Origin of the sequence: Streptomyces sp. NBC_01341, assembly GCF_035946055.1 — a bacterium.
Classification (GTDB): Bacteria; Actinomycetota; Actinomycetes; order Streptomycetales; family Streptomycetaceae; genus Streptomyces.
This window is the reverse complement of the sequence record NZ_CP108364.1, coordinates 4173481-4193583: the sequence shown is the minus strand read 5'-3', so window position 1 is coordinate 4193583 and position 20103 is coordinate 4173481. Positions and strand designations below refer to the sequence as shown.

General features: G+C 71.7%; 18 protein-coding genes. 7 read left to right on the top strand and 11 right to left on the bottom strand.

The features are described from left to right. The first annotated feature begins 60 nt into the window (after positions 1-60). The gene (argS, locus tag OG206_RS18560; protein ID WP_327117459.1) at positions 61-1830 is read left to right on the top strand and encodes an arginine--tRNA ligase; all 1770 of its coding nucleotides are present in this window, start codon (positions 61-63) and stop codon (positions 1828-1830) included. A 67-nt stretch (positions 1831-1897) separates the two neighbouring features. On the opposite strand, the gene OG206_RS18555 is transcribed toward argS, so the two are convergent. Then, the gene (locus OG206_RS18555) at positions 1898-3079 is read right to left on the bottom strand and encodes a phospholipase D-like domain-containing protein (RefSeq protein WP_327122321.1); all 1182 of its coding nucleotides are present in this window, start codon (positions 3077-3079) and stop codon (positions 1898-1900) included. 153 nt (positions 3080-3232) lie between these two features. Beyond that, positions 3233-4660: a transcriptional regulator gene (locus OG206_RS18550; protein ID WP_327117457.1), complete on the bottom strand. Its 1428-nt coding sequence runs from the start codon at positions 4658-4660 to the stop codon at positions 3233-3235. Between the two features lie 378 nt (positions 4661-5038). On the opposite strand from OG206_RS18550, the gene OG206_RS18545 reads away from it, so the two are divergent. The 3 genes from OG206_RS18545 (at position 5039) to OG206_RS18535 (ending at position 7237) form a co-directional block, all read left to right on the top strand. Continuing rightward, positions 5039-5791, top strand: coding sequence for a DUF4232 domain-containing protein (locus tag OG206_RS18545; RefSeq protein ID WP_327117455.1), 753 nt, complete (start codon positions 5039-5041; stop codon positions 5789-5791). Between the two features lie 147 nt (positions 5792-5938). Next, the gene (locus tag OG206_RS18540; protein ID WP_327117453.1) at positions 5939-6694 is read left to right on the top strand and encodes a DUF4253 domain-containing protein; all 756 of its coding nucleotides are present in this window, start codon (positions 5939-5941) and stop codon (positions 6692-6694) included. Between the two features lie 135 nt (positions 6695-6829). Beyond that, entirely contained in the window at positions 6830-7237 is a 408-nt protein-coding gene (locus OG206_RS18535; protein ID WP_327117451.1) for an SRPBCC family protein, read from the top strand. A 24-nt stretch (positions 7238-7261) separates the two neighbouring features. On the opposite strand, the gene OG206_RS18530 is transcribed toward OG206_RS18535, so the two are convergent. Then, a complete protein-coding gene (locus OG206_RS18530) occupies positions 7262-8356 on the bottom strand; it encodes a winged helix DNA-binding domain-containing protein (protein ID WP_327117449.1) in 1095 nt (364 codons plus the stop codon). A 191-nt stretch (positions 8357-8547) separates the two neighbouring features. On the opposite strand from OG206_RS18530, the gene OG206_RS18525 reads away from it, so the two are divergent. Beyond that, positions 8548-9534, top strand: a complete 987-nt coding sequence (locus tag OG206_RS18525; RefSeq protein ID WP_327117446.1) for a helix-turn-helix transcriptional regulator — start codon at positions 8548-8550, stop codon at positions 9532-9534. Here the strand turns inward: OG206_RS18525 and OG206_RS18520 are convergent. From OG206_RS18520 to OG206_RS18510, 3 genes are all read right to left on the bottom strand, one after another. Beyond that, a complete protein-coding gene (locus OG206_RS18520; RefSeq protein ID WP_327117444.1) occupies positions 9531-10205 on the bottom strand; it encodes a DUF5701 family protein in 675 nt (224 codons plus the stop codon). The genes OG206_RS18525 and OG206_RS18520 overlap by 4 nt on opposite strands. A gap of 151 nt (positions 10206-10356) precedes the next feature. Further along, entirely contained in the window at positions 10357-11352 is a 996-nt protein-coding gene (gene hemB, locus OG206_RS18515) for a porphobilinogen synthase (RefSeq protein ID WP_327117442.1), read from the bottom strand. An 85-nt stretch (positions 11353-11437) separates the two neighbouring features. Next, a complete protein-coding gene (locus OG206_RS18510) occupies positions 11438-12031 on the bottom strand; it encodes a TetR/AcrR family transcriptional regulator (RefSeq protein WP_327117440.1) in 594 nt (197 codons plus the stop codon). A 112-nt stretch (positions 12032-12143) separates the two neighbouring features. Here OG206_RS18510 and OG206_RS18505 point away from each other — a divergent pair, with 112 nt between their 5' ends. Further along, positions 12144-13154: an NADP-dependent oxidoreductase gene (locus OG206_RS18505; RefSeq protein WP_327117438.1), complete on the top strand. Its 1011-nt coding sequence runs from the start codon at positions 12144-12146 to the stop codon at positions 13152-13154. Positions 13155-13473: 319 nt separating this feature from the next. Here OG206_RS18505 and OG206_RS18500 read toward each other — a convergent pair whose 3' ends face one another. The 5 genes from OG206_RS18500 to OG206_RS18480 all read right to left on the bottom strand — a co-directional run bounded on the left by OG206_RS18500 (position 13474) and on the right by OG206_RS18480 (position 18957). Then, positions 13474-15141 (bottom strand): bifunctional uroporphyrinogen-III C-methyltransferase/uroporphyrinogen-III synthase, encoded by a 1668-nt coding sequence (locus OG206_RS18500; protein WP_327117436.1) that lies wholly within the window; start codon positions 15139-15141, stop codon positions 13474-13476. Next, on the bottom strand, positions 15138-16130 hold the full coding sequence (gene hemC / locus OG206_RS18495; RefSeq protein ID WP_327117434.1) for a hydroxymethylbilane synthase: 993 nt from the start codon (positions 16128-16130) through the stop codon (positions 15138-15140). The genes OG206_RS18500 and hemC overlap by 4 nt, the downstream gene beginning before the upstream one ends. Further along, complete coding sequence (locus OG206_RS18490; protein WP_327117432.1) at positions 16127-17611, bottom strand: glutamyl-tRNA reductase; 1485 nt, start codon at positions 17609-17611, stop codon at positions 16127-16129. Before OG206_RS18490 ends, hemC begins: the two co-directional genes overlap by 4 nt. Beyond that, on the bottom strand, positions 17608-18396 hold the full coding sequence (locus OG206_RS18485) for a redox-sensing transcriptional repressor Rex (protein WP_327117430.1): 789 nt from the start codon (positions 18394-18396) through the stop codon (positions 17608-17610). Before OG206_RS18485 ends, OG206_RS18490 begins: the two co-directional genes overlap by 4 nt. Positions 18397-18681: 285 nt before the next feature. Then, positions 18682-18957, bottom strand: coding sequence for a glutaredoxin family protein (locus OG206_RS18480; RefSeq protein WP_327117428.1), 276 nt, complete (start codon positions 18955-18957; stop codon positions 18682-18684). 135 nt (positions 18958-19092) lie between these two features. Between OG206_RS18480 and OG206_RS18475 the strand changes: the two genes are divergently transcribed. Then, positions 19093-20034: an HAD family hydrolase gene (locus OG206_RS18475; protein WP_327117426.1), complete on the top strand. Its 942-nt coding sequence runs from the start codon at positions 19093-19095 to the stop codon at positions 20032-20034. Positions 20035-20103 lie beyond the last annotated feature (69 nt).

The following is a 20103-nucleotide window of genomic DNA, read 5'->3' as shown; positions in this document are numbered from 1 at the left end:
CTTTACGCCCCATGGGATACTGAGGTGATCCTCGTCCTCTACCGAAACGGCAGCCGTCTCATGGCTTCGGTCCCCTCCCTCGCTTCCACGCTCCAGCAGCAGCTGGCGGACGCCCTGACGGCAGCCCTGCCGGAGGCCGGCACCGCGGACCCGCTGCTGCGCCGAAGCGACCGGGCCGACTTCCAGGCCAACGGGATCCTCGCGCTCGCCAAGAAGGTCAAGGGCAACCCCCGCGAGCTGGCCGACAAGGTCACGGCCTCCCTGCCGTCGGGTGAGCTGATCAAGGACATCGAGGTCTCCGGCCCCGGCTTCCTCAACATCACGCTCACCGACCGGGCGATCACCGAGACGCTCGCCGCGCGCGCCGCCGACACCGACCGCCTCGGGGTGCCGGTGAACGCCGCCGCCGGCACGACCGTCATCGACTACGCCCAGCCGAACGTGGCCAAGGAGATGCACGTCGGCCACCTCCGGTCCGCCGTCATCGGTGACGCCATGGTCCAGATCCTCGAGTTCACCGGCGAGAACGTCGTCAGGCGCCACCACATCGGCGACTGGGGCACACAGTTCGGCATGCTCATCCAGTACCTCTTCGAGCACCCCGGCGAGCTGGAGCACGAGGGCGGCCGGGCCGACGGCGAAGCGGCGATGTCCTCGCTGAACCGCGTCTACAAGGCGTCGCGCGCCCTGTTCGACTCCGACGAGGAGTTCAAGGCACGCTCCCGTGACCGGGTCGTGGCCCTCCAGGCCGGCGATCCCGAGACGCTGGCACTCTGGCAGGGCTTCGTCGACGAGTCGAAGATCTACTTCTACTCCGTCTTCAACAAGCTCGACATGGAGATCGCCGACCCCGACATCGTCGGCGAGTCCGGTTACAACGACATGCTCGAGGAGACCTGCCGGATCCTGGAGGAGACGGGCGTCGCCGTCCGCTCCGAGGGTGCGCTGTGCGTGTTCTTCGACGACGTGAAGGGCCCGGACGGCAACCCGGTCCCGCTGATCGTCAAGAAGACGAACGGCGGCTACGGCTACGCCGCGACCGACCTGTCCGCGATCCGCGACCGGGTGGGGAACCTCAAGGCCGACACCCTGGTCTACGTCGTCGACGCCCGGCAGTCGCTGCACTTCAAGATGGTCTTCGAGACCGCCCGCCGCGCCGGCTGGCTGAACGAGGACGTGAAGGCGCACCAGCTGGCCTTCGGCACGGTCCTCGGCAAGGACGGCAAGCCGTTCAAGACCCGTGAGGGCACCACCGTCCGGCTGGAGGACCTGCTGGACGAGGCGGTCTCGCGGGCCACGGCGGTCGTCCGGGAGAAGGCCGGGAGCGTCGGCCTCTCCGAGGAGGAGATCGTCGAGAACGGCAGGTACGTCGGGATCGGCGCCGTGAAGTACGCCGACCTGTCCACCTCCGCCGTGCGGGACTACAAGTTCGACCTGGACCAGATGGTCTCGCTGAACGGCGACACGTCCGTCTACCTCCAGTACGCCTACGCCCGGATCCGCTCCATCATGCGCAAGAAGGGCGACGCGAATCCGGCCGCGCACCCCGAGCTGGAGCTCGCCCCGGCCGAGCGGACGCTGGGGCTGCACCTGGACCAGTTCGGCGAGGTCCTGTCCGAGGTGGCCGAGGGATACGAGCCGCACAAGCTGGCCGCGTACCTCTACCAGCTCGCCTCGCACCTGACCACGTTCTACGCCCAGTGCCAGGTGCTCAGCCCCGACAACGCGCCCGAGGTCGTCGAGAACCGGCTGTTCCTCGTCGAGCTCACCGCCCGCACCCTGCACCAGGGCATGAAGCTGCTCGGCATCCGGACGCCCGAGCGGCTCTGATCATCCGGTACGCCGACGGCCCCGGACACCTCACGGTGTCCGGGGCCGTCGGCGTGTCCGGGTCGTCTCAGAGCCAGCGACGGATCGGCAGGACGGCCAGTTCGCGCATCCGCTGCGCCGGTGAACGGCGCCGCCACCGGGCGCCGTCGATCAGCACGCTGTTGTCCCGGTCCTCCTCGAAGTGCTCGTCGAGGGTCGCGGTGAAGGCCGGATCGAGCACGGCGAGCATCACTTCCTCGTCGTGGTCGAGGGAGCGGCGGTTGAAGTTCGTCGACCCGATGAGCGAGGCCACGCCGTCCACCGTGAGCGCCTTCGTGTGCATCATCGTCGGCTGGTACTGGTAGATCTTCACGCCGCAGGCGGTGAGGTCCTCGTAGTGGTGCTGCCCGGCCAGCTGGCACACCCGCTTGTCGGTGTGCGGGCCGGGCAGCAGGATCTCCACGGTGACACCGCGCCGGGCGGTGGCACACAGCAGCTCGATGAAATACGTGTCGGGCGCGAAGTACGCCGTCGTCAGGCGCACCCGCTCCTCGGCGGACTCCAGCACGACACGGAGCAGGGTCTGCATGTCCTGCCAGCCGAAGCTGGCCGAACCCCGCACCACCTGCACGATCGATCCGCCCTGGGGTTCGATCTCCACGAACCGGTCGCGCTCGTCGAACAACTCGGCGTGGCACTCCGACCAGTTCTGGGCGAACGCGGCGGCCAGGCCGTCCACGGCGGGCCCCCGCACCTGGACATGGGTGTCGCGCCACTCACGCTCGTTGCGGGCGTCGCCGCACCACTCCTCGGCGATCCCCACCCCGCCCGTGAACGCCGTCCGCTCGTCGGTGATGAGGACCTTGCGGTGGCAGCGGTGGTTCTGCTTCAGCGGCGAGAGGTACAGCGGCTTGCGGAACCACGCCACCTCCACCCCGGCGTCCTCCATCATCCCCAGCTGGTCCTTCTCGATCAGCCGGCTCCCGAACCCGTCGAGCAGCAGCCGCACCCGCACACCCGCACGCGCCCGCTCCGACAACGCCTCCGCGAAGTCCCTCGCTATGTCACCGCGCCAGTACACGAACGTCATCATGTCCACGGTGTGCTCGGCACCACGGATCGCACCCAGCATCGCGGCGAAGATCTCGTCCCCGTTGCGCAGGGGGACCACCTCGTTGCCCTCGGTGGCCGCGATGCCTATCAGGCGTTCCAGCCGTCGCCGCAGGCGCACGGTGCGCTCGGCGATCTCCCCGTCCGGTCTGTCGCCCATGTCCGGTCTGCCGTCCACGTCGGGTCTGTCGTCCACGGACTTCTCGTCTGTGCGGATGGACATCTTTCACCTGCTCGTCAGTGGCTGCGGGCAGGCGACACCGCCGCCGGCCCCTCGTACTCCCGGAACTCCTCGTACCCCGGAGAACGCCGCTCACAGCTGGGTGAGCTCCCACTGTGCGATATCGGGCCGGTAGAGGTACTCGGGCCTGGCCGTGATGCTGCTCGTGCGGAAGGGCCTGCCGTGGTCGTCGACCCTCAGCGTCCCGGTCCGGCCACCGCTGGACCAGGAAAGCTCCAGGTACCAGCTCACGTCGTGGCCCTCCACGTGGGCGTCCAGGTGGAACACCTCCACGTCGGTCGAACTCACCCGGTACGGAAAGTCCTTCGCGGGCACGACCTCGTCACCCTGCGTCCCGGCGACCGGCTCCGTCCGCGGCCGGGCGTCGTCCAGGTCGACGTCGAAGGACTGCGGCGTGATCCCGCTGCCGCAGCCGGTCCCCATGGAGTACGCCGACCGGTCGAGCGCCGGGTCGCGCGCCAGAACCCGCACGTTCAGCCCGGTCAGGACGACCGCGTCCCGCGACGCCCCCTGGACGGTGAGCGCGAGCTTCATGGCTCCCCCGTCGACGCCGTCCAGCGCCCTCGCCCAGCCCCGGGTGTCCTGCGGTGCGGGCGGCGGCGGTACGTCGTCCGGCTCCCGGTCGAGCAGGTAGAACTGCCCGCACGGCTCCTCCCAGTTGTAGGAGCTGATGGTGGCGTGCACGGGTACGCCACTCGCCTCCTCCTCCCCCTCCTTCCCGTCCGTTCCGGCTCGCGTCGGAGAGGCCTTCGCAGTCCGGCTGCCGGCAGCCGCAGGCGACGACTCCGAACGGCTCGGCTCCGCCGAAGCGCTCGCGCGCAGGCCGCCACCCGCACCCGGTGTGGTCGCCGGAGCGCTCAGGGACGGCTTCGCTTCCACGTCGTCGGCCGCGTCGCCCCGGGTGAACCCGTGGAGGGCGAGAGCCGTCGGCACGGTGAGCGCCACGACGGCCGTGGCGGCGAGCAGGACCCGCATCCTTCTGGTCCGGCCCCTCCCCGCGGCGGCCCGGACGCCGGACGCCTGGGAGGTCACGTCCGCCGCGACGGGTTCCGTTTCAGGGTGGTCGTCCGGCTCCGGTTCGCCGTGTCCGTCATCGGGCCGGGTCCCGGGATCCGCTGCGCCCCCGGACGGGGCGACCGGCTCCGGGTCCGCGGTCCCCGCAGCGTCCTCGCCGTCACCCCGGAAGCGGCCCTCGTCCGGCGCCACGGCCCCGGGAACGGCGCCCCTCCCCGCCTCCGGCCTCCGCGCCCCCCGCCGCTTCGCCTCGTCGGCCAGGATCCATCTGCGGTGCAGCGCCACCGACTCGTCCGGGTTCGCCCGGCACACCCGCGCCAAGCGCTCGACGGGTGCGTAGTCGGCGGGCACGGCGTCGCCGTTGCAGTAGCGGTGGACCGTCGAGGTACTCATGTGCAGCTTCCGGGCGAGTGCGCCGTAGCTCAGCCCGGAGCGCTCCTTGAGCCGCCTGAGCTCCGCCGCGAAGTCCTGGATCTCCGTACCCACCCCGACCGTCCCTCCCTCTGGTCCGTCCCGAAACGGCGTTCCAGGAGGGTCACGTATCAGCAGCTCAGGGCCCGTCCCGCCGTTCCGGCGTCCCGTCCTGGCCAGCAGCCGTTGCCACCGGAACACGGGCCCACACAGGATGTGGACACACCGCCGAACGCCACCTCGTCCGATCCGGAGACGCAGTGCGGACCCGCCGCGACATCAGCCTGACGGACATCGTTGCCACGGGAGTGCTGATCGCCTGCACGGCGATCGTCATCGCCCTCCTGTGGCATCTCTGACCACTCGTCATTGTCCAGTACATCCAGCACGGCCCCGAACGCCGAAGCGGCGCGACGGGCACGACCGAACCATCGACACGGGGAGTACGACCTCATGCGCAGCCTTCGTTTCAGCCACGCAGCCCGCACCACCGCCCTCGGCACAGTGGCCCTCGCGGCCGCCCTCTCGCTGACCGCCTGCCAGGGTGGGGACACATCGGCGTTGGAGTCCGCCGCACCGGCGGCCGACGCCCCCTCCGCCCGGCCGGCGGACGACGGCGAAGCGCAGTCCGGCACGGGCGCGGCAGCATCCGGTAACGAGTCCGCCGGGGGTTCCGGATCGGGCGACGAGAGTGCTTCCGTTTCCGGCTCGGCCGACGCGAAGCCCGCCGCGGACAAGCACACGAACAACCCGCAGGGCAGCGGGAAGGACGACGGCCCCGTCACCCGCGCGTGCGACGGTGGTAACGCGAAGGTGACGCTCAAGCCCGTGACCCGCCCCCTCAACCACATGCTGCTCACCGTCACCAACACCGGCTCCACGGCGTGCAACGCCTACCACTACCCCTTCCTGCGGTTCGGCGAGGCGCAGTCCACCCCGCCGGTCTACGAGGAGAGCAAGCCGCAGGCCGTCGTCACCCTGGACCCGGGGCAGTCCGCCTACGCCGGCGTGATGACGTCGTCCGCCGACGGGAGCGGCACGGGCGGCTACTCCACGAAGCAGCTGATCGTGAGCTTCCAGGGCCCTACGGGCACCGGCTCCTCCGGCCCCTCCGCGAACGTGCCGCTCGGCAAGGCCGTGTACGTCGACAGCACACTGACCGTCACCTACTGGCAGAGCGAGATGGGCGACGCCCTGATGTACTGACGGCACCGGAGACTATGGGGCGGCACCCGCGAGGGGGCCGCCCCCGACCGCCGGACTTCGCCGCCTCGTTTCCTTCGCCGCCCTCGCAGCTTTCGCTGCCCGGAGCCGAACCGGGCGTTGTCAGTGGCGGCTCCTGGAGTCGGTTGCATGGCGACGCTCCCGAATCCCCTTCCCCTGCTGGCCCTTCCGCCGGGCACCCTCGTGGACACCACGGTCGACGACCCCTGGCACGAGCCCCTGCTCTGGTACGCGGACGAGCCCGCGCGGCCGGGCGACTGGGCACGGCTGCGGGCGACCGGCCGGCCGCTCGGTCTACTCCCGGTGCTGGTGGACGGCGGGCGCCTCGATCAGTGGCCCGAGGACTGGGAACTCGACCCCGCCGGGGCCTCGTACCCGGGTGACCACGAAGCCGGGGAAGTCCTCGGCGAGTTCTGGGAGCAGTGCGCCCCGGACGAGATGGAGGACGGAGCCGATTGGCCCGGACTGGCGCCCGCCCCGTCCGGGAATTCGTCCGAGACCCCGGACGAGGTGGCCGCGGAGATGGCCGACGAGCTCGCGGACGGCCTGAGAACCGCGCTCGTGCCCGCGCGGCGCAGCGCTGACATACCGGCGGCGATCGGCTGGTCGGGCCCCCTCAACCACGAGAACGACGTGGCCAGGCTCTGCGCCGTGCTGCGCTCCTGGGAGGACCGCTTCGGCATCCGCGTCGTGGCCCTCGGCTTCGACACGCTGACCGTGTCCGTCGGGCGGCCTCCCACCACCGTGGCGGAAGCGCGGGCACTGGCCGCCGAGCACTTCGCGTTCTGCCCGGACAACATCGACGCGGCCCCTCCGAACGGCCTGGCCGAGTACGCCGACAAGTACCTCCTGGGCCAGGAGACGTGGTCGTTCTGGTGGGACTGAGCACAAGCGTCCGGGCGCCCGTCCCGGTTGACTCGTACGCTGCCCGGAGGGCTCGCCGACGATCGCCGGGCCCCGCCGCCCCGGTGTCCGTTTCGTACAAGACCGTGCACCGCCCGGCTCGGTAGCGTCGCTGCCATGAACACTTCCGAGGCGGGGATCATGCACCTCACCGTCCACATCGACCGCGCCGCCGACGACGTCTACGACTACGCGTCCGACCCTTCGCACCTTCCCGCATGGGCGGCGGGACTGAGCGGCTCCATCGAGGAGACCGACGGGCAGTGGGTCGCGGACTCCCCCATGGGGCGGGTCGTGGTCGCCTTCGCGCCCAGGAACGGCTTCGGCGTCCTGGACCACGACGTCACGCTGCCTTCGGGGGAGACCGTCCACAACCCGGTCCGGGTGATCGCCGACACCGCCGGCTGCGATGTCGTGTTCACCCTGCGCCGGCGGCCGGAGATGACCGACGACGACTTCCGGCGCGACGCGGACACCGTCACCGCGGACCTGGCGACGCTCAAGCACGTCTTGGAGCGTGCCTGACGAGAGCCGCCGCCCGGCAGCGGCTCACCCCTCGGTGATCCGCGCACCGTCGCTCGCGCCCTCGGAGAGGAACAGCGCCAGACGGCCGCCCTCCTCCGACACGGCACCTCGTTCGTTGCCGGTGAATCCCCGCAACGGGCTGACGGTCACGGCGCCCGCGTCCACCGTCCAGGTGGCGGATACGCGGCCGTCGACCAGCACCACCCGTGCCCCCTCGACCGAGAGGCCGCGGTGCGCGTCGTCGATGATCCGGCTGCGGTCGCGGTAGCCGAGGATCGCGTTGTCGAACGCGGGCAGGAACCTCACGGGCGCGGGCGTACCGGGGTCCGGGCGGGGCGCGTCGGGCAGGTCGAGCAGTTCGCGCCCGCGCTCGTCACGGAAGCTGATCAGCTCCCCGCGTACGGCGGCCACCGCCGCCGGCAGCCCCGCGAGACCGCACCAGGCGCGCAGGTCCGCCGACGCGGCGGGGCCGTAGGCCGCGAGGTAGCGGCGCACCAGCGCCTCGCCCACCGGGTCGGTCCCCTGGGGAGCGGGGGCATCGGCTTCGCGCCCCAGCCATGCGGCGAGCGGGGTGTTGTGGACCCCCGCCTTCACGCGCCACAGTCCCCGCGGCGGCATCTGCACCATCGGGACGAGCGCGGCGACCACCATCTCACCCAGCGCCCTGCGCCCCGGGCCCGGCCACCGGGCTGCGAGGGCGTCGGCGATCGCGGTCATCGTGCGGGGCTCCCCGTCGGCCATCACCGCACCGGCGGCGGCGGCGAGTTCACCCAGGTCCACCCCGTCGAGTTCACGCCGGTAGGTACCCAGCACCCGCTGGCGCAGCATCGGATCGTGCCGCGCCCGCCACGCCAGCGCATCAGCCGCCGTGACGAGATGGACGGTGCGCCGCATCAGATGCGTACGCACCACGCGCCGCCCCGTCAACAGCTCGTCCAGAGCCGCCGGATCGAACGCGCGCAGCCTCGACCACAGTCCGGCGAAGGGCTCCTGCGGCTCCTGCGCCTGGAGGCCGCACAGGTGCGCGACGGCGTCCAGGGGCGTCATCGCGGCCCGCTCCAGGAGCAGTTGCCTGGCGAGCGTCGCCCGGTTCAGCGCGCGGGCACCGAGGACGGTCATCCGGTCACCGCCGTAGGCGCACCGGCCGGACGGCGGAACGGTGCGACGTCCGGGGTATCAGGAGGGGTGGTGGGCACGGAAGGGTGTTCCTTTCACCGGCGTACGGGACCGAGAGGGCGGACGCCCTCGGGAACCAACGTCGCAGGGGTAGAGGTCAGGAAGTGGCCGCTTCACCGGGCAGCATGTCCACCATGCCGAAGACCTCAGCCCGCCTGCTCGCGCTGCTGTCCCTGCTGCAGGCCCGGCGGGACTGGCCGGGCGCACTGCTGGCGGAGCGCCTGGACGTCAGCCCGCGCACCGTCCGCCGCGACATCGACCGCCTGCGCGAACTGGGCTACCCCGTCGCGGCCTTCAAGGGCCCTGAGGGCGGGTACCGGCTCGAAGCCGGCGCCGGTCTCCCCCCGCTGCTGTTCGACGACGAGCAGGCCGTCGCCCTGGCCCTCGCGCTCCAGGTCGTCACCACGAGCGGCGCCGGCGTCGAGGAAGCCGCCGCACGCGCCCTGACCACCGTCCGGCAGGTCATGCCCGCCCGGCTCCGCAACCGGGTCGACGCCCTGAAGGTCACCACGGTGCGACAGCCCGCCGCCGGGCAGGCCGCAGAGGCCGGCGGCGACACCCTCATGGCGCTCAGCGGCGCCGTCCACGCCCGCGAGGAACTGCGCTTCGACTACGCCTCGCCGGACCTGGGAAGCGACCGCCCACCCAGGCGGGTCCAGCCCCACCACCTCGTCACGTACGCCGGACGCTGGTACCTCGTCGCCTGGGACCTCGACCGCGACGACTGGCGCACCTTCCGTGCCGACCGGATCACCCCGCGCATCCCCACGGGCCCCCGCTTCACGCCGCGTGAGGTACCCGGCGGCGATGTGGCTGCCTTCGTGGCCGGCCGGTTCCGCGGCTCGGGCCCCCTGGGCGACTGGCCCTGCCGCGGCGAGGTGATCCTCCGTACCTCTGCCGCCGCGGTGCTCCCGTACACCCTCGACGCCGTCGTCGAGGAGCTCGGCCCCGACCGCTGCCGACTCGTCGTGGGCGCGTGGTCGTGGCCCGCGCTGGCCGCCGCCCTCGGCCGGTTCGACGCCGGAATCGAGGTCATCGGCCCGCCGGAACTGAGGGACGCCTTCGCGCACCTGGCCCGCCGCTACGCCGAAGCGGCCGGAACGCCCTCCCTCAGCCCTTAGGAAGCGCTGCTCCCGCCGCCGGCGCGCCCCGCGGCGGAGGCGAACCCCAGCCAGGTGTGGCGGTTGCCGGCCCAGCACCAGCCGATCTTGGGGGCGTTGCGGCGCTCCCGGCCGTCCCTCCCCGTGCCGTTGCTGATCCAGACGGCCGGAGTGCGGGCGTCCAGCACGTCGTTCGCCTTGCGCAGCCGTGAACCGATGGTCATGAAGCAGCGGTTGCGCTCCAGGACGGCGGGCGCCTGGAGTACCCAGTGGATGCCCTCGGACAGCAGCAGCGGCGACCTGCCCTGGTCGGCGAGGGCCGGCAGCGCCTCGTCCGGACTCCAGTCGGCCATGGAGTCGCCCCGGTCGAGGCCGGTGACGACGTAGAACGGGGTGTCCGGCAGCTCGACGGTGTCCAGCGGGGCGAAGAGATCGACGTCAGCCATGTCCGTGACGACGAAACCGGGCCTGCCGTCGCGGTCGAGGAGCGGTGCCAGGGCGGACGCCGGAACGCGGTCGGGGTGCACGGCCAGCAGGGCGCCGTCGTCCACGCCGGCGTCCGCCGCCCATGCGTGCAGCGCGGCGGCGTCGATGCCCGCCCGCTCGTGCACGCCGAGCCGGATCAGCCGGTCGGCCTGGTCGGCGAGAGGCGGAAGTGTCGTCGCGGCGGCAGCGGGTGCGGGCTCGGTCAAGGCAATCCCTCACTTCACGGGTGCGGGGCAGCGGGCGCGGGATGAACGAGGCACCCCGCCGGAACGTTCCCGGAGCCCGCCGCCCGGACGCCGGGCACAGTCAACCACCCGGCCGCGCGGGCCGCGGTCCCGCGCCCACGCCGCCCCGGCGTCAGCGCCCCAGCTTCTGCGCGACCTCCGTCGCCCAGTACGTCAGGATCATCCGCGCACCCGCCCGCCGGATGCCGGTCAGGCTCTCCAGGATCGCCGCGTCCCGGTCGATCCAGCCCTTCTCCGCGGCGGCCTCGATCATCGCGTACTCACCGCTGATCTGGTACGCCGCGACCGGCACGTCCACCGCGTCGGCGACCTTGGCCAGGACGTCCAGGTACGGTCCGGCGGGCTTGACCATGACCATGTCGGCGCCCTCCTCCAGGTCGAGCGCCAGCTCGCGCAGCGACTCGCGGAGGTTCGCCGGGTCCTGCTGGTACGTCTTGCGGTCGCCCCGGAGCGAGGAGCCCACGGCCTCGCGGAAGGGCCCGTAGAAGGCCGAGGAGTACTTCGCGGTGTAGGCGAGGATCGACACGTCCTCGTGGCCCGTCTGGTCCAGCGCGTCACGGACGACACCGACCTGGCCGTCCATCATGCCGCTGGGGCCCACCACATGGGCGCCCGCGTCGGCCTGCACCTGGGCCATCTCGGCGTACCGCTCCAGTGTGGCGTCATTGTCGACGCGGCCGTCCTCGGTCAGCACACCGCAGTGGCCGTGGTCGGTGTACTCGTCCAGACAGAGGTCGGACATGATCACGAGGTCGTCGCCGACCTCCTGCCGCACCGCGCGCAGGGCGACCTGGAGAATGCCGTCCGGGTCCGTCCCCGCCGTGCCCCGGCCGTCCTTCTTCTCGTCCAGCGGGACGCCGAAGAGCATGATCCCGGAAACACCGGCCGCGACCGCGTCGACGGCGGCCTTCCGCAGCGTGTCCAGGGTGTGCTGCTGGACACCCGGCATGGCCGAGATGGCGACAGGGGTGTCGATGCCCTCGCGCACGAACGCGGGCAGGATCAGGTTCGCCGGGTCGAGCCGGGTCTCGGCGACCATGCGCCGCATGACGGGGGTCGTCCGCAGCCGGCGGGGCCGCGAGCCGGGGAAGTTTCCGTAATCGGTCATCCTTCGAGACTAGACCCGCGCGCCTCACCGTTTTACCGACAGCCGAGCCGGAAAAACGCGGCCCCGGCCCGGGTGCGTGACGACCTCAGCCACCGGCCCGGGAGCGGCGTTCCTCCCCGGCATCACCGCACCCCGCGCCCGTCAGGATCGCGCCCGCGACAACCCCGAAAAGCCGATCGGCGCGTGACGCCAGCGCGGGCTGGTCACCGAGCCAGGCGAGCATGGCCACCAGCCCGAACAGATCGGCCCCGTCGATATCGCTCCGCGCCACGCCCTCGGCCTGGGCACGGGCGAGGAGCCGCGCACCGGCCGCGCGCAGGGTGACGCAGGAAGCGTGCAGCGCCGACTCGGTGTCCTCGATGGCGGCTGCCATCAGAACCGTCGCGCCCCGGTACTCGGTCGTCCACTCCACGCAGTCGCGCAGCCACGAGACGAGAGCGTCTCCGGACGAGTGCGACGTCTCGAGTTCGGCTGCCCGTGCCGCCAGCTCTTCGAAGCTCGTGCGCAGCAGGGCCTCGAGAAGCGCCTCGCGCGTAGGAAAGTGACGCAGCAGCGTCGCGAGCCCGACGTCGGCCCTGCGCGCGATGTCGCGCAGCGACACCTCGACACCTTGCTCGGCGATGGCGGTACCCGCGACTGCGAGCAGGTGGTCGCGGTTCTTCCTGGCGTCGGCCCGCATCGGTCCCTCTTGACTTTCCGGATCAGTGGTCCATATATTCGGATCAGTGATCCGTTTACATGGATCACTGATCCGAATCAGCGTATCCCGTAGCGCGAGCAGGAGAGAGACGATGCCGGCACACACGATGAGGGCGATCCGGCTCCATGAGCACGGCGGCCCTGAGGTTCTGCGCCACGAGGAGGTGCCGATTCCCCGGCCGGGGCCGGGCGAGGTACTCGTCCGCGTACACGCGGTCGGCGTCAACCCTCCCGACTGGTACCTGCGCGACGGGATGTCCGGCCTGCCTCCGGAGACGAGGCCGAAGTTCACCCTGCCCGTGATTCCGGGGACCGACCTGTCGGGCGTCGTCGAGGCCGTCGCCGCGGACGTGGACGGCTTCTCCGTCGGTGACGAGGTCTTCGGCCTCCTCCGCTTCCCCGGCTTCGACGGCAGCACGTACGCCGAGTACGTGGCCGCGCCCGCGTCGGACCTGGCACTCAAGCCCGCCGGTGTCGATCACGTGCACGCCGCCGGGGCACCCATGGCCGGGCTCACCGCCTGGCAGTTCCTGATCGAGCTCGGCCACGACCACCCCTCTCCCTTCCAGGCGGCGAGGCACCGTCCGGTGCCGCTCCACGCCGGCGTGACGGTGCTCATCAACGGCGCCGCGGGCGGTGTGGGGCACCTCGCGCTCCAGCTGGCGAAAGAGCGGGACGCACGCGTCATCGCGGTGGCATCGGGCGCGCACGAGTCGTTCCTGCGCGAGCTCGGCGCGGACGAGTTCATCGACTACACCAAGGGCCGTCCCGAGGAACTCGTGCGCGACGTCGACCTCGTCCTCGACGCCGTAGGCGGCCCCCACAGCAGGCGCCTCCTGCGAACGCTCAAGCGGGGTGGTTCCCATTTCCCCGTGTTCTTCGGCGAGTTCGACGAGGAGGAGAACACGAAGCTGGGCGTCACCGTCACAGGCACCCAGGTCCGGTCGAACGGCGCGCAGCTCGCCGAACTGGGGCGCCTGCTCGACGCGGGCGCGGTCCGCGTCGCGATCGACAGCACGTTCGCGCTCGCGGATGCCCGAGCAGCGCACGAACGAGCCGCCCGAGGGCACATCCAGGGCAAGATCGTGCTCACGGTCGCCTAAGCGCTCTCCCGTAGGAACGACACCAGCCGCGCACGCGTCGCCGCGGCGGCCGCGCTCGGACCCGGCCAGGGAGCCGGAGTGCCCTGGTTGCTGGTGCCGGAACTGCGCGTGATCGCCGACGGCCGGCTCCGCATCCACCACCAGGGACAGGAGGCCGGGACCATGCTGCTGGGGGCGGGAACAGCCCGGCGCGGCCCAGGCGGTCCACCTGACCGCCCGACGCCACGGCGTCACCCGACGGCAGGCAGCACCCGCAAAAGCAGACGGGCCCGGCCGCTCCGTGAAGGAGCGGCCGGGCCCGTGCATGCGTCGTCGACCCTCAGGTCGTCGTCCGGCGCCGTCTCGCACCCGGACGCCGCTCACTCGGCCGGGTCACCGGGTCACCGGCCTCCTTGGCCGCGTCCCGGCGCTGCGCGCCGAAGTCCGCCAGCGCCTGCGCCAGCTTGTGCACCGACGGCTCCGGGGACAGCACGTCCACCCGCAGGCCGTGCTCCTCGGCGGTCTTCGCCGTGGCGGGGCCGATGCACGCGATGACGGTCACGTTGTGCGGCTTGCCCGCGATACCGACCAGGTTGCGGACGGTCGAGGACGAGGTGAAGAGCACCGCGTCGAAACCGCCGCCCTTGATCGCCTCGCGGGTGTCGGCCGGCGGCGGCGAAGCGCGGACCGTGCGGTACGCGGTGACGTCGTCGACCTCCCAGCCGAGCTCGATGAGCCCGGCCACGAGGGTCTCGGTGGCGATGTCGGCACGCGGCAGGAACACCCGGTCGATCGGGTCGAAGACCGGGTCGTACGGCGGCCAGTCCTCCAGCAGACCCGCTGCCGACTGCTCGCCGGACGGCATCAGATCCGGCTTCACGCCGAAGTCGACGAGCGCGGCACCGGTCTGCTCACCGACGGCCGCGACCTTGATCCCGGCGAAGGCACGGGCGTCCAGCCCGTACTCCTCGAACTTCTCCCGCACGGCCTTCACCGCGTTGACCGACGTGAAGGCGATCCACTCGTACCGGCCGGTGACCAGGCCCTTGACCGCCCGCTCCATCTGCTGGGGCGTACGCGGAGGCTCGACGGCGATCGTCGGAACCTCGTGCGGCACGGCACCGTAGGAGCGCAGTTGGTCGGAGAGCGAGGCCGCCTGCTCCTTCGTACGCGGCACGAGCACCTTCCAGCCGAACAGCGGCTTGGACTCGAACCACGCGAGCTGGTCACGCTGAGCGGCTGAACTGCGTTCCCCGACCACGGCTATGACCGGCAGGTGCCCGTCCGGCGACGGGAGGACCTTGGCCTGCTTCAGGACCTGGGCGATCGTCCCGAGGGTCGCCGTCCAGGTGCGCTGGCGCGTCGTCGTCCCCGCGATCGTGACGGTGAGCGGGGTGTCGGGCTTGCGGCCCGCCGAGACCAGCTCACCGGCGGCAGCGGCCACCGAGTCCAGCGACGCCGACACGACCGCGGTCGCGTCGCTCGCCCCGACCTCGGACCAGCAGCGGTCGGACGCGGTGCGCGCGTCGACGAAGCGCACGTCGGCACCCTGCGCGTCACGCAGCGGCACACCGGCGTACGCCGGCACTCCGACGGCGTTCGCAATGCCGGGCACGACCTCGAAGGGCACGCCCGCCGCGGCGCAGGCGAGCATCTCCGCGCCCGTGTTGCCGTCCAGGCCGGGGTCGCCCGTGACGGCACGAACGACCCGCCTGCCGCCCTTCGCTGCCTCCATGACAAGATTGGCCGCATCCCTGAGAACGGGCACTCCGGCGGGTGTTGACGCCATGTCAACAACCGCCAGCTCAGGCGTGCTTACCCCTGCCCGCGCATGGCAGCGGACGACGTCGAGAACCTCCGGTTCGGCGACAAGGACGTCCGCGCTCGCAAGCGCCTCGACGGCGCGCAGAGTCAGCAGTCCCGGGTCGCCGGGACCGGCGCCGAGGAAGGTGACATGCCCTGAGGACAGGACAGGGAAGTCGGATACGACAGGGCCGGTGGGGCTCAAAGTGCTCGCTCCCCCATAAGACCGGCCGCACCCTTGGCGAGCATCTCGGCCGCGAGCTCGCGACCGAGGGCCGCCGCGTCGTCGTGCGACGTGGGGACGGGACCGGTGATGGACAGCTGCACCAGGGAAGTGCCGTCGGTGGAACCGACGACACCGCGCAGGCGCAGTTCGTTGACAACCTGCCCGTCGGCCAAGAGGTCGGCCAGCGCACCCACAGGTGCGGAGCATCCGGCCTCCAGGGCGTTGAGCAGGGCGCGCTCGGCGGTCACGGCGATCCTGGTGTACGGGTCGTCGAGCTCGGCGAGCGCGGCGGCGAGGTCCGCGCTGGTTGCAGCGCATTCGATCGCCAGTGCTCCCTGGCCGGGAGCGGGCAGGACGGTGTCGACCGGCAGGAAGTCGGTCACCTCGTCCGTGCGTCCGAGGCGGCTGAGCCCGGCGGCGGCGAGAACCACCGCGTCCAGCTCCCCGCTCCGTACGAAACCAATGCGCGTATCGACGTTGCCGCGGATCGCGACGGCCTCTATCTCGAGGCCGTGCGAGCGAGCGTACGCGTTGAGCTGCGCCATGCGACGCGGCGAGCCGGTACCGATGCGCGCACCGGGCGGCAGCTGCTCGAAGGTCAGCCCGTCCCGCGCCACCAGGGCGTCACGCGGGTCCTCGCGCGGCGGCACGGCGGCCAGGAGAAGGCCATCGGGCTGCGTGGTCGGCAGGTCCTTGAGCGAGTGGACGGCGAAGTCGACCTCGCCGCGCAGCAGCGCCTCGCGCAGGGCCGCGACGAACACGCCGGTCCCGCCGATCTGCGCCAGCTGCTCCCGGGAGACGTCTCCGTACGTGGTGATCTCGACGAGCTCGACGGGACGCCCGGTCACCTCACGGACGGCGTCGGCGACCATGCCGGACTGCGCCATGGCGAGCTTGCTGCGCCGGGTGCCTAGCCGGAGCGGTGTGCTGGTGTCGGTCTCCCCGCCCAGGGGTGGGTTGTCGGTCATGACCGCCCTCTATTCGGGTCGTTCAGGTCTGCCCGGGAGACGGCGGCCACCGTCTGCGGGTCGAGGTCGAAGAGTTCACGCAGCGCATCGGCGTACCCGGCACCACCGGGCTCGCTGGCGAGCTGCTTGACCCGCACGGTGGGCGCGTGCAGGAGCTTGTCGACGACGCGGCGCACGGTCTGTGTGATCTCGGCGCGCTGCTTCTCGTCCAGGTCGGGGAGACGTCCGTCGAGCCGGGCGATCTCGCCGGCCACCACGTCGGCGGCCATGGTGCGCAGGGCGACGACGGTCGGAGTGATGTGGGCGGCGCGCTGGGCGGCTCCGAAGGCGGCGACCTCGTCGGCGACGATGGTGCGCACCTGGTCCACATCGGCGGCCATCGGGGCGTCCGCGGACGCCTCGGCGAGCGACTCGATGTCGACGAGGCGCACACCGGCGACGCGGTGGGCAGCGCCGTCGATGTCGCGCGGCATCGCGAGGTCCAGCAGGTGGAGCCGCACGGGGCCGTCCACGGGGAGACGCACCGGCATCCGGCGCACGGCCCGGTCCTGCGCGGTGGAACCGTTCTCCACCCATGCCGCGTGCTGGTCCAGCTCGTCGGGCGCGGGCGCGACAGGGGCCTGCGGCGGCTGCGCCGCCGAGTCGAAGTCGACGCCGAGCGCACCGGCGACGGCCTCGGCGGTCAGCACGAGACCCGTCGCGCCGGTACAGGAGACGACGATGTCCGCACGTGTCAGTTCGTCCGGGAACCCGGCCATCTCGACGGCCCGGGCGGTCGGGACACCGGCCTGGGCGAGGATCTCGACGAGCCGGTCCGCGCGCGCCCGGGTCCGGTTGGCGACGACGATCTCCTCCACTCCGGCGCGGGCCAGGGTGGCCGCGGCGAGCGAGGACATCGACCCGGCACCGATCACCAGGGCCTTCTTGCCGGCCGCCCACGCGGGGACATCGGCGCCGTCGGCCAGCTGCTCGAGACCGAAGGTGACGAGCGACTGCCCGGCCCGGTCGATCCCCGTCTCGCTGTGGGCGCGCTTGCCGACCCGCAGGGCCTGCTGGAAGAGGTCGTTCAGCAGCCGCCCCGCGGTATGGAGCTCCTGCCCCAGCGCCAGGGCGTCCTTGATCTGGCCGAGGATCTGCCCCTCGCCGACGACCATCGAGTCCAGCCCGCACGCCACCGAGAAGAGGTGGTGAACGGCACGGTCCTCGTAGTGCACGTAGAGATACGGAGTGAGCTCGTCCAGACCGACGCCGCTGTGCTGCGCGAGCAAGGTGGACAGTTCGGCCACACCGGCGTGGAACTTGTCCACGTCGGCGTACAGCTCGATGCGGTTGCAGGTGGCCAGGACGGCCGCCTCGGTGGCGGGCTCCGCGGCGAGCGTGTCCTGCAGCAGCTTCGTCTGCGCCTCGACCGCCAGCGAGGCCCGCTCCAGTACGGAGACGGGTGCGCTGCGGTGGCTCAGCCCGACGACCAGAAGGCTCATGCCGGCATCACGGCGGGCATGTCCCCGTCGGGTCCCTTCCGGCCGGCGGGCGTGGCGCGCATCGGCGGCGCCTCGTCGTCGTCCACGTCGTCGCCCGTCCCCCTGCCGTCGGCAGCGGCCTCCTCGCCGGCCTTGCGCTGCTCGTGGAAGGCGAGGATCTGCAGCTCGATCGAGAGGTCGACCTTGCGCACGTCGACGCCGTCCGGCACGGAGAGCACCGTCGGCGCGAAGTTCAGGATGGACGTCACACCGGCGGCGACCAGCCGGTCGCAGACCTGCTGGGCCGCACCGGGCGGCGTGGTGATGACACCGATGGACACACCGTTGTCGCTGATGATCCGGTCCAGGTCGTCGGTGTGCTGGACGGCGATCCCGGCCACGGGCGTACCCGCCATGGCGGGGTCGGCGTCGATCAGGGCGGCGACACGGAACCCACGGGAGGCGAACCCTCCGTAGTTGGCGAGCGCGGCGCCGAGATTACCGATGCCGACGATCGCGACGGGCCAGTCCTGGGTGAGCCCGAGCTCGCGGGAGATCTGGTAGACGAGGTACTCGACGTCGTACCCGACACCGCGTGTGCCGTAGGAGCCCAGGTAGCTGAAGTCCTTGCGCAGCTTCGCGGAGTTGACCCCCGCCGCCGCGGCGAGCTCCTCCGAGGAGACCGTCGGGACCGAGCGCTCGGAGAGCGCGGTCAGGGCGCGGAGATACAGCGGAAGCCGGGCGACGGTGGCCTCGGGAATTCCTCGGCTACGGGTCGCCGGTCGGTGAGTTCGGCCAGTTGCCACGGTGCTCCTGCGGGATGAGCGGGGCTGCAGGCGGCCGTATGTCCTATGACCGCCCCGTCGACAGCAGGCTATGTCTTTGTGAACGCGTGCACAAAGATAGTGTCCGTTTTGTCCGGTCAAAGTGACCGGGGTCACGCATATTCCCTGCGTGCCCCCGGAACCGGGGACGACATCCGTCCGTTGCGGGCCCGAAGGGGGCAAGACGGTACACACTCCTCATGTCCACGCCCCCGAGACCACTCAAAACGCCCATGATGTTAGCCCGGTTTCACCGGCGAATCCCCCTTACGCACCCAAAGCCGTGCGCAGCCTCGCCGCATCGACCCGCCAGAAGGTGTGCTGCTCACCGTCGATCAGCACCACCGGAATCTGCTCCCAGTACTCCTTGTGCAGCGCCTCGTCCCGCGTGATGTCCTTCTCCACCCACGACGCGCCGGTCTCCTCACAGACGGCGCTCACCACCAGCCGCGCGTCATCACACAGGTGACAGCCGGGCTTCCCCACCAGGGTCACCACCCGGTCCGCGGGCTTCTTCCTCGCACGACGCAGCAGAGCACTCATACCTTCATTCTGCGCCCTCACGGGCCGGGCCCCCCGACCGCGTAATCACCCGTTTAACGCCCTGGCCCCGGAGAGTTCACAACGCCGCATCCCGCCGGGTCGGGAACGGCCGAACAGAATGGTTATGCTCACGACATGGCCGCACTTGGATGGCTCACCCCCCGCAGGCGCCCCGCCACGGCACGCAGCGTGCTCGCAGGCGAGGCAGCAGCCGAGGCAGCACGGAAGTCGGCGCTCAGCGCCGACGCGGGGGAGCCGCAGGCCCCCTCCGACCAGGACCGCGAACCCCCGTTCCCGGTGGCCGGGGACGACCGGGCCGCCGCCTTCTTCGATCTCGACAACACCGTGATGCAGGGCGCCGCGATCTTCCACTTCGGCCGCGGACTGTACAAGCGGAAGTTCTTCCAGCGCCGCGAACTCACCCGGTTCGCCTGGCAGCAGGCCTGGTTCCGGCTGGCCGGCGTCGAGGACCCCGAGCACATGCAGGACGCCCGCGACAGCGCCCTGTCCATCGTCAAGGGACACCGGGTCTCCGAGCTGATGTCCATCGGCGAGGAGATCTACGACGAGTACATGGCCGACCGCATCTGGCCCGGGACCCGCGCCCTCGCACAGGCCCACCTCGACGCCGGCCAGAAGGTCTGGCTCGTCACGGCCGCACCCGTGGAGACCGCCACGATCATCGCCCGCCGCCTGGGCCTGACGGGCGCGCTGGGCACGGTCGCCGAATCGGTGGACGGCGTCTACACGGGCCGGCTCGTCGGAGAGCCCCTGCACGGCCCGGCGAAGGCCGAGGCGGTGCGCGCCCTCGCATCGGCGGAAGGCCTCGACCTGGAGCGCTGCGCCGCGTACAGCGACTCGCACAACGACATCCCCATGCTGTCGCTGGTCGGCCACCCGTACGCGATCAACCCGGACACCAAGCTCCGCAAGCACGCCCGCGCCCTGGACTGGCGGCTGCGGGACTACCGCACGGGCCGCAAGGCGGCCAAGGTCGGAATCCCCGCCGCGGCGGGCGTCGGCGCCCTCGCCGGCGGCACCGCGGCCGCGGTGGCGCTCCACCGCCGCCGCCGCTGACGCCTCCCCTTTCCCGCCCGCTCGTTCACACCGGGCCTGCTTCCCCACGCCCCCGGACATCGCGTCCGG

Bases quoted from the DNA above. Each gene is read 5' to 3' on its own strand.
- OG206_RS18540 (WP_327117453.1), top strand. From the start codon at position 5,939: ATGGCGACGCTCCCGAATCCCCTTCCCCTGCTGGCCCTTCCGCCGGGC.
- argS (WP_327117459.1), top strand. From the start codon at position 61: ATGGCTTCGGTCCCCTCCCTCGCTTCCACGCTCCAGCAGCAGCTGGCG.
- OG206_RS18545 (WP_327117455.1), top strand. From the start codon at position 5,039: ATGCGCAGCCTTCGTTTCAGCCACGCAGCCCGCACCACCGCCCTCGGC.
- OG206_RS18490 (WP_327117432.1), bottom strand. From the start codon at position 17,611: ATGAGCCTTCTGGTCGTCGGGCTGAGCCACCGCAGCGCACCCGTCTCC.
- OG206_RS18525 (WP_327117446.1), top strand. From the start codon at position 8,548: ATGCCGAAGACCTCAGCCCGCCTGCTCGCGCTGCTGTCCCTGCTGCAG.
- OG206_RS18555 (WP_327122321.1), bottom strand. From the start codon at position 3,079: ATGGGCGACAGACCGGACGGGGAGATCGCCGAGCGCACCGTGCGCCTG.
- OG206_RS18535 (WP_327117451.1), top strand. From the start codon at position 6,830: ATGAACACTTCCGAGGCGGGGATCATGCACCTCACCGTCCACATCGAC.
- OG206_RS18510 (WP_327117440.1), bottom strand. From the start codon at position 12,031: ATGCGGGCCGACGCCAGGAAGAACCGCGACCACCTGCTCGCAGTCGCG.
- OG206_RS18475 (WP_327117426.1), top strand. From the start codon at position 19,093: ATGGCCGCACTTGGATGGCTCACCCCCCGCAGGCGCCCCGCCACGGCA.
- OG206_RS18480 (WP_327117428.1), bottom strand. From the start codon at position 18,957: ATGAGTGCTCTGCTGCGTCGTGCGAGGAAGAAGCCCGCGGACCGGGTG.
- OG206_RS18530 (WP_327117449.1), bottom strand. From the start codon at position 8,356: ATGACCGTCCTCGGTGCCCGCGCGCTGAACCGGGCGACGCTCGCCAGG.
- hemC (WP_327117434.1), bottom strand. From the start codon at position 16,130: ATGACCGACAACCCACCCCTGGGCGGGGAGACCGACACCAGCACACCG.
- hemB (WP_327117442.1), bottom strand. From the start codon at position 11,352: ATGACCGATTACGGAAACTTCCCCGGCTCGCGGCCCCGCCGGCTGCGG.
- OG206_RS18505 (WP_327117438.1), top strand. From the start codon at position 12,144: ATGCCGGCACACACGATGAGGGCGATCCGGCTCCATGAGCACGGCGGC.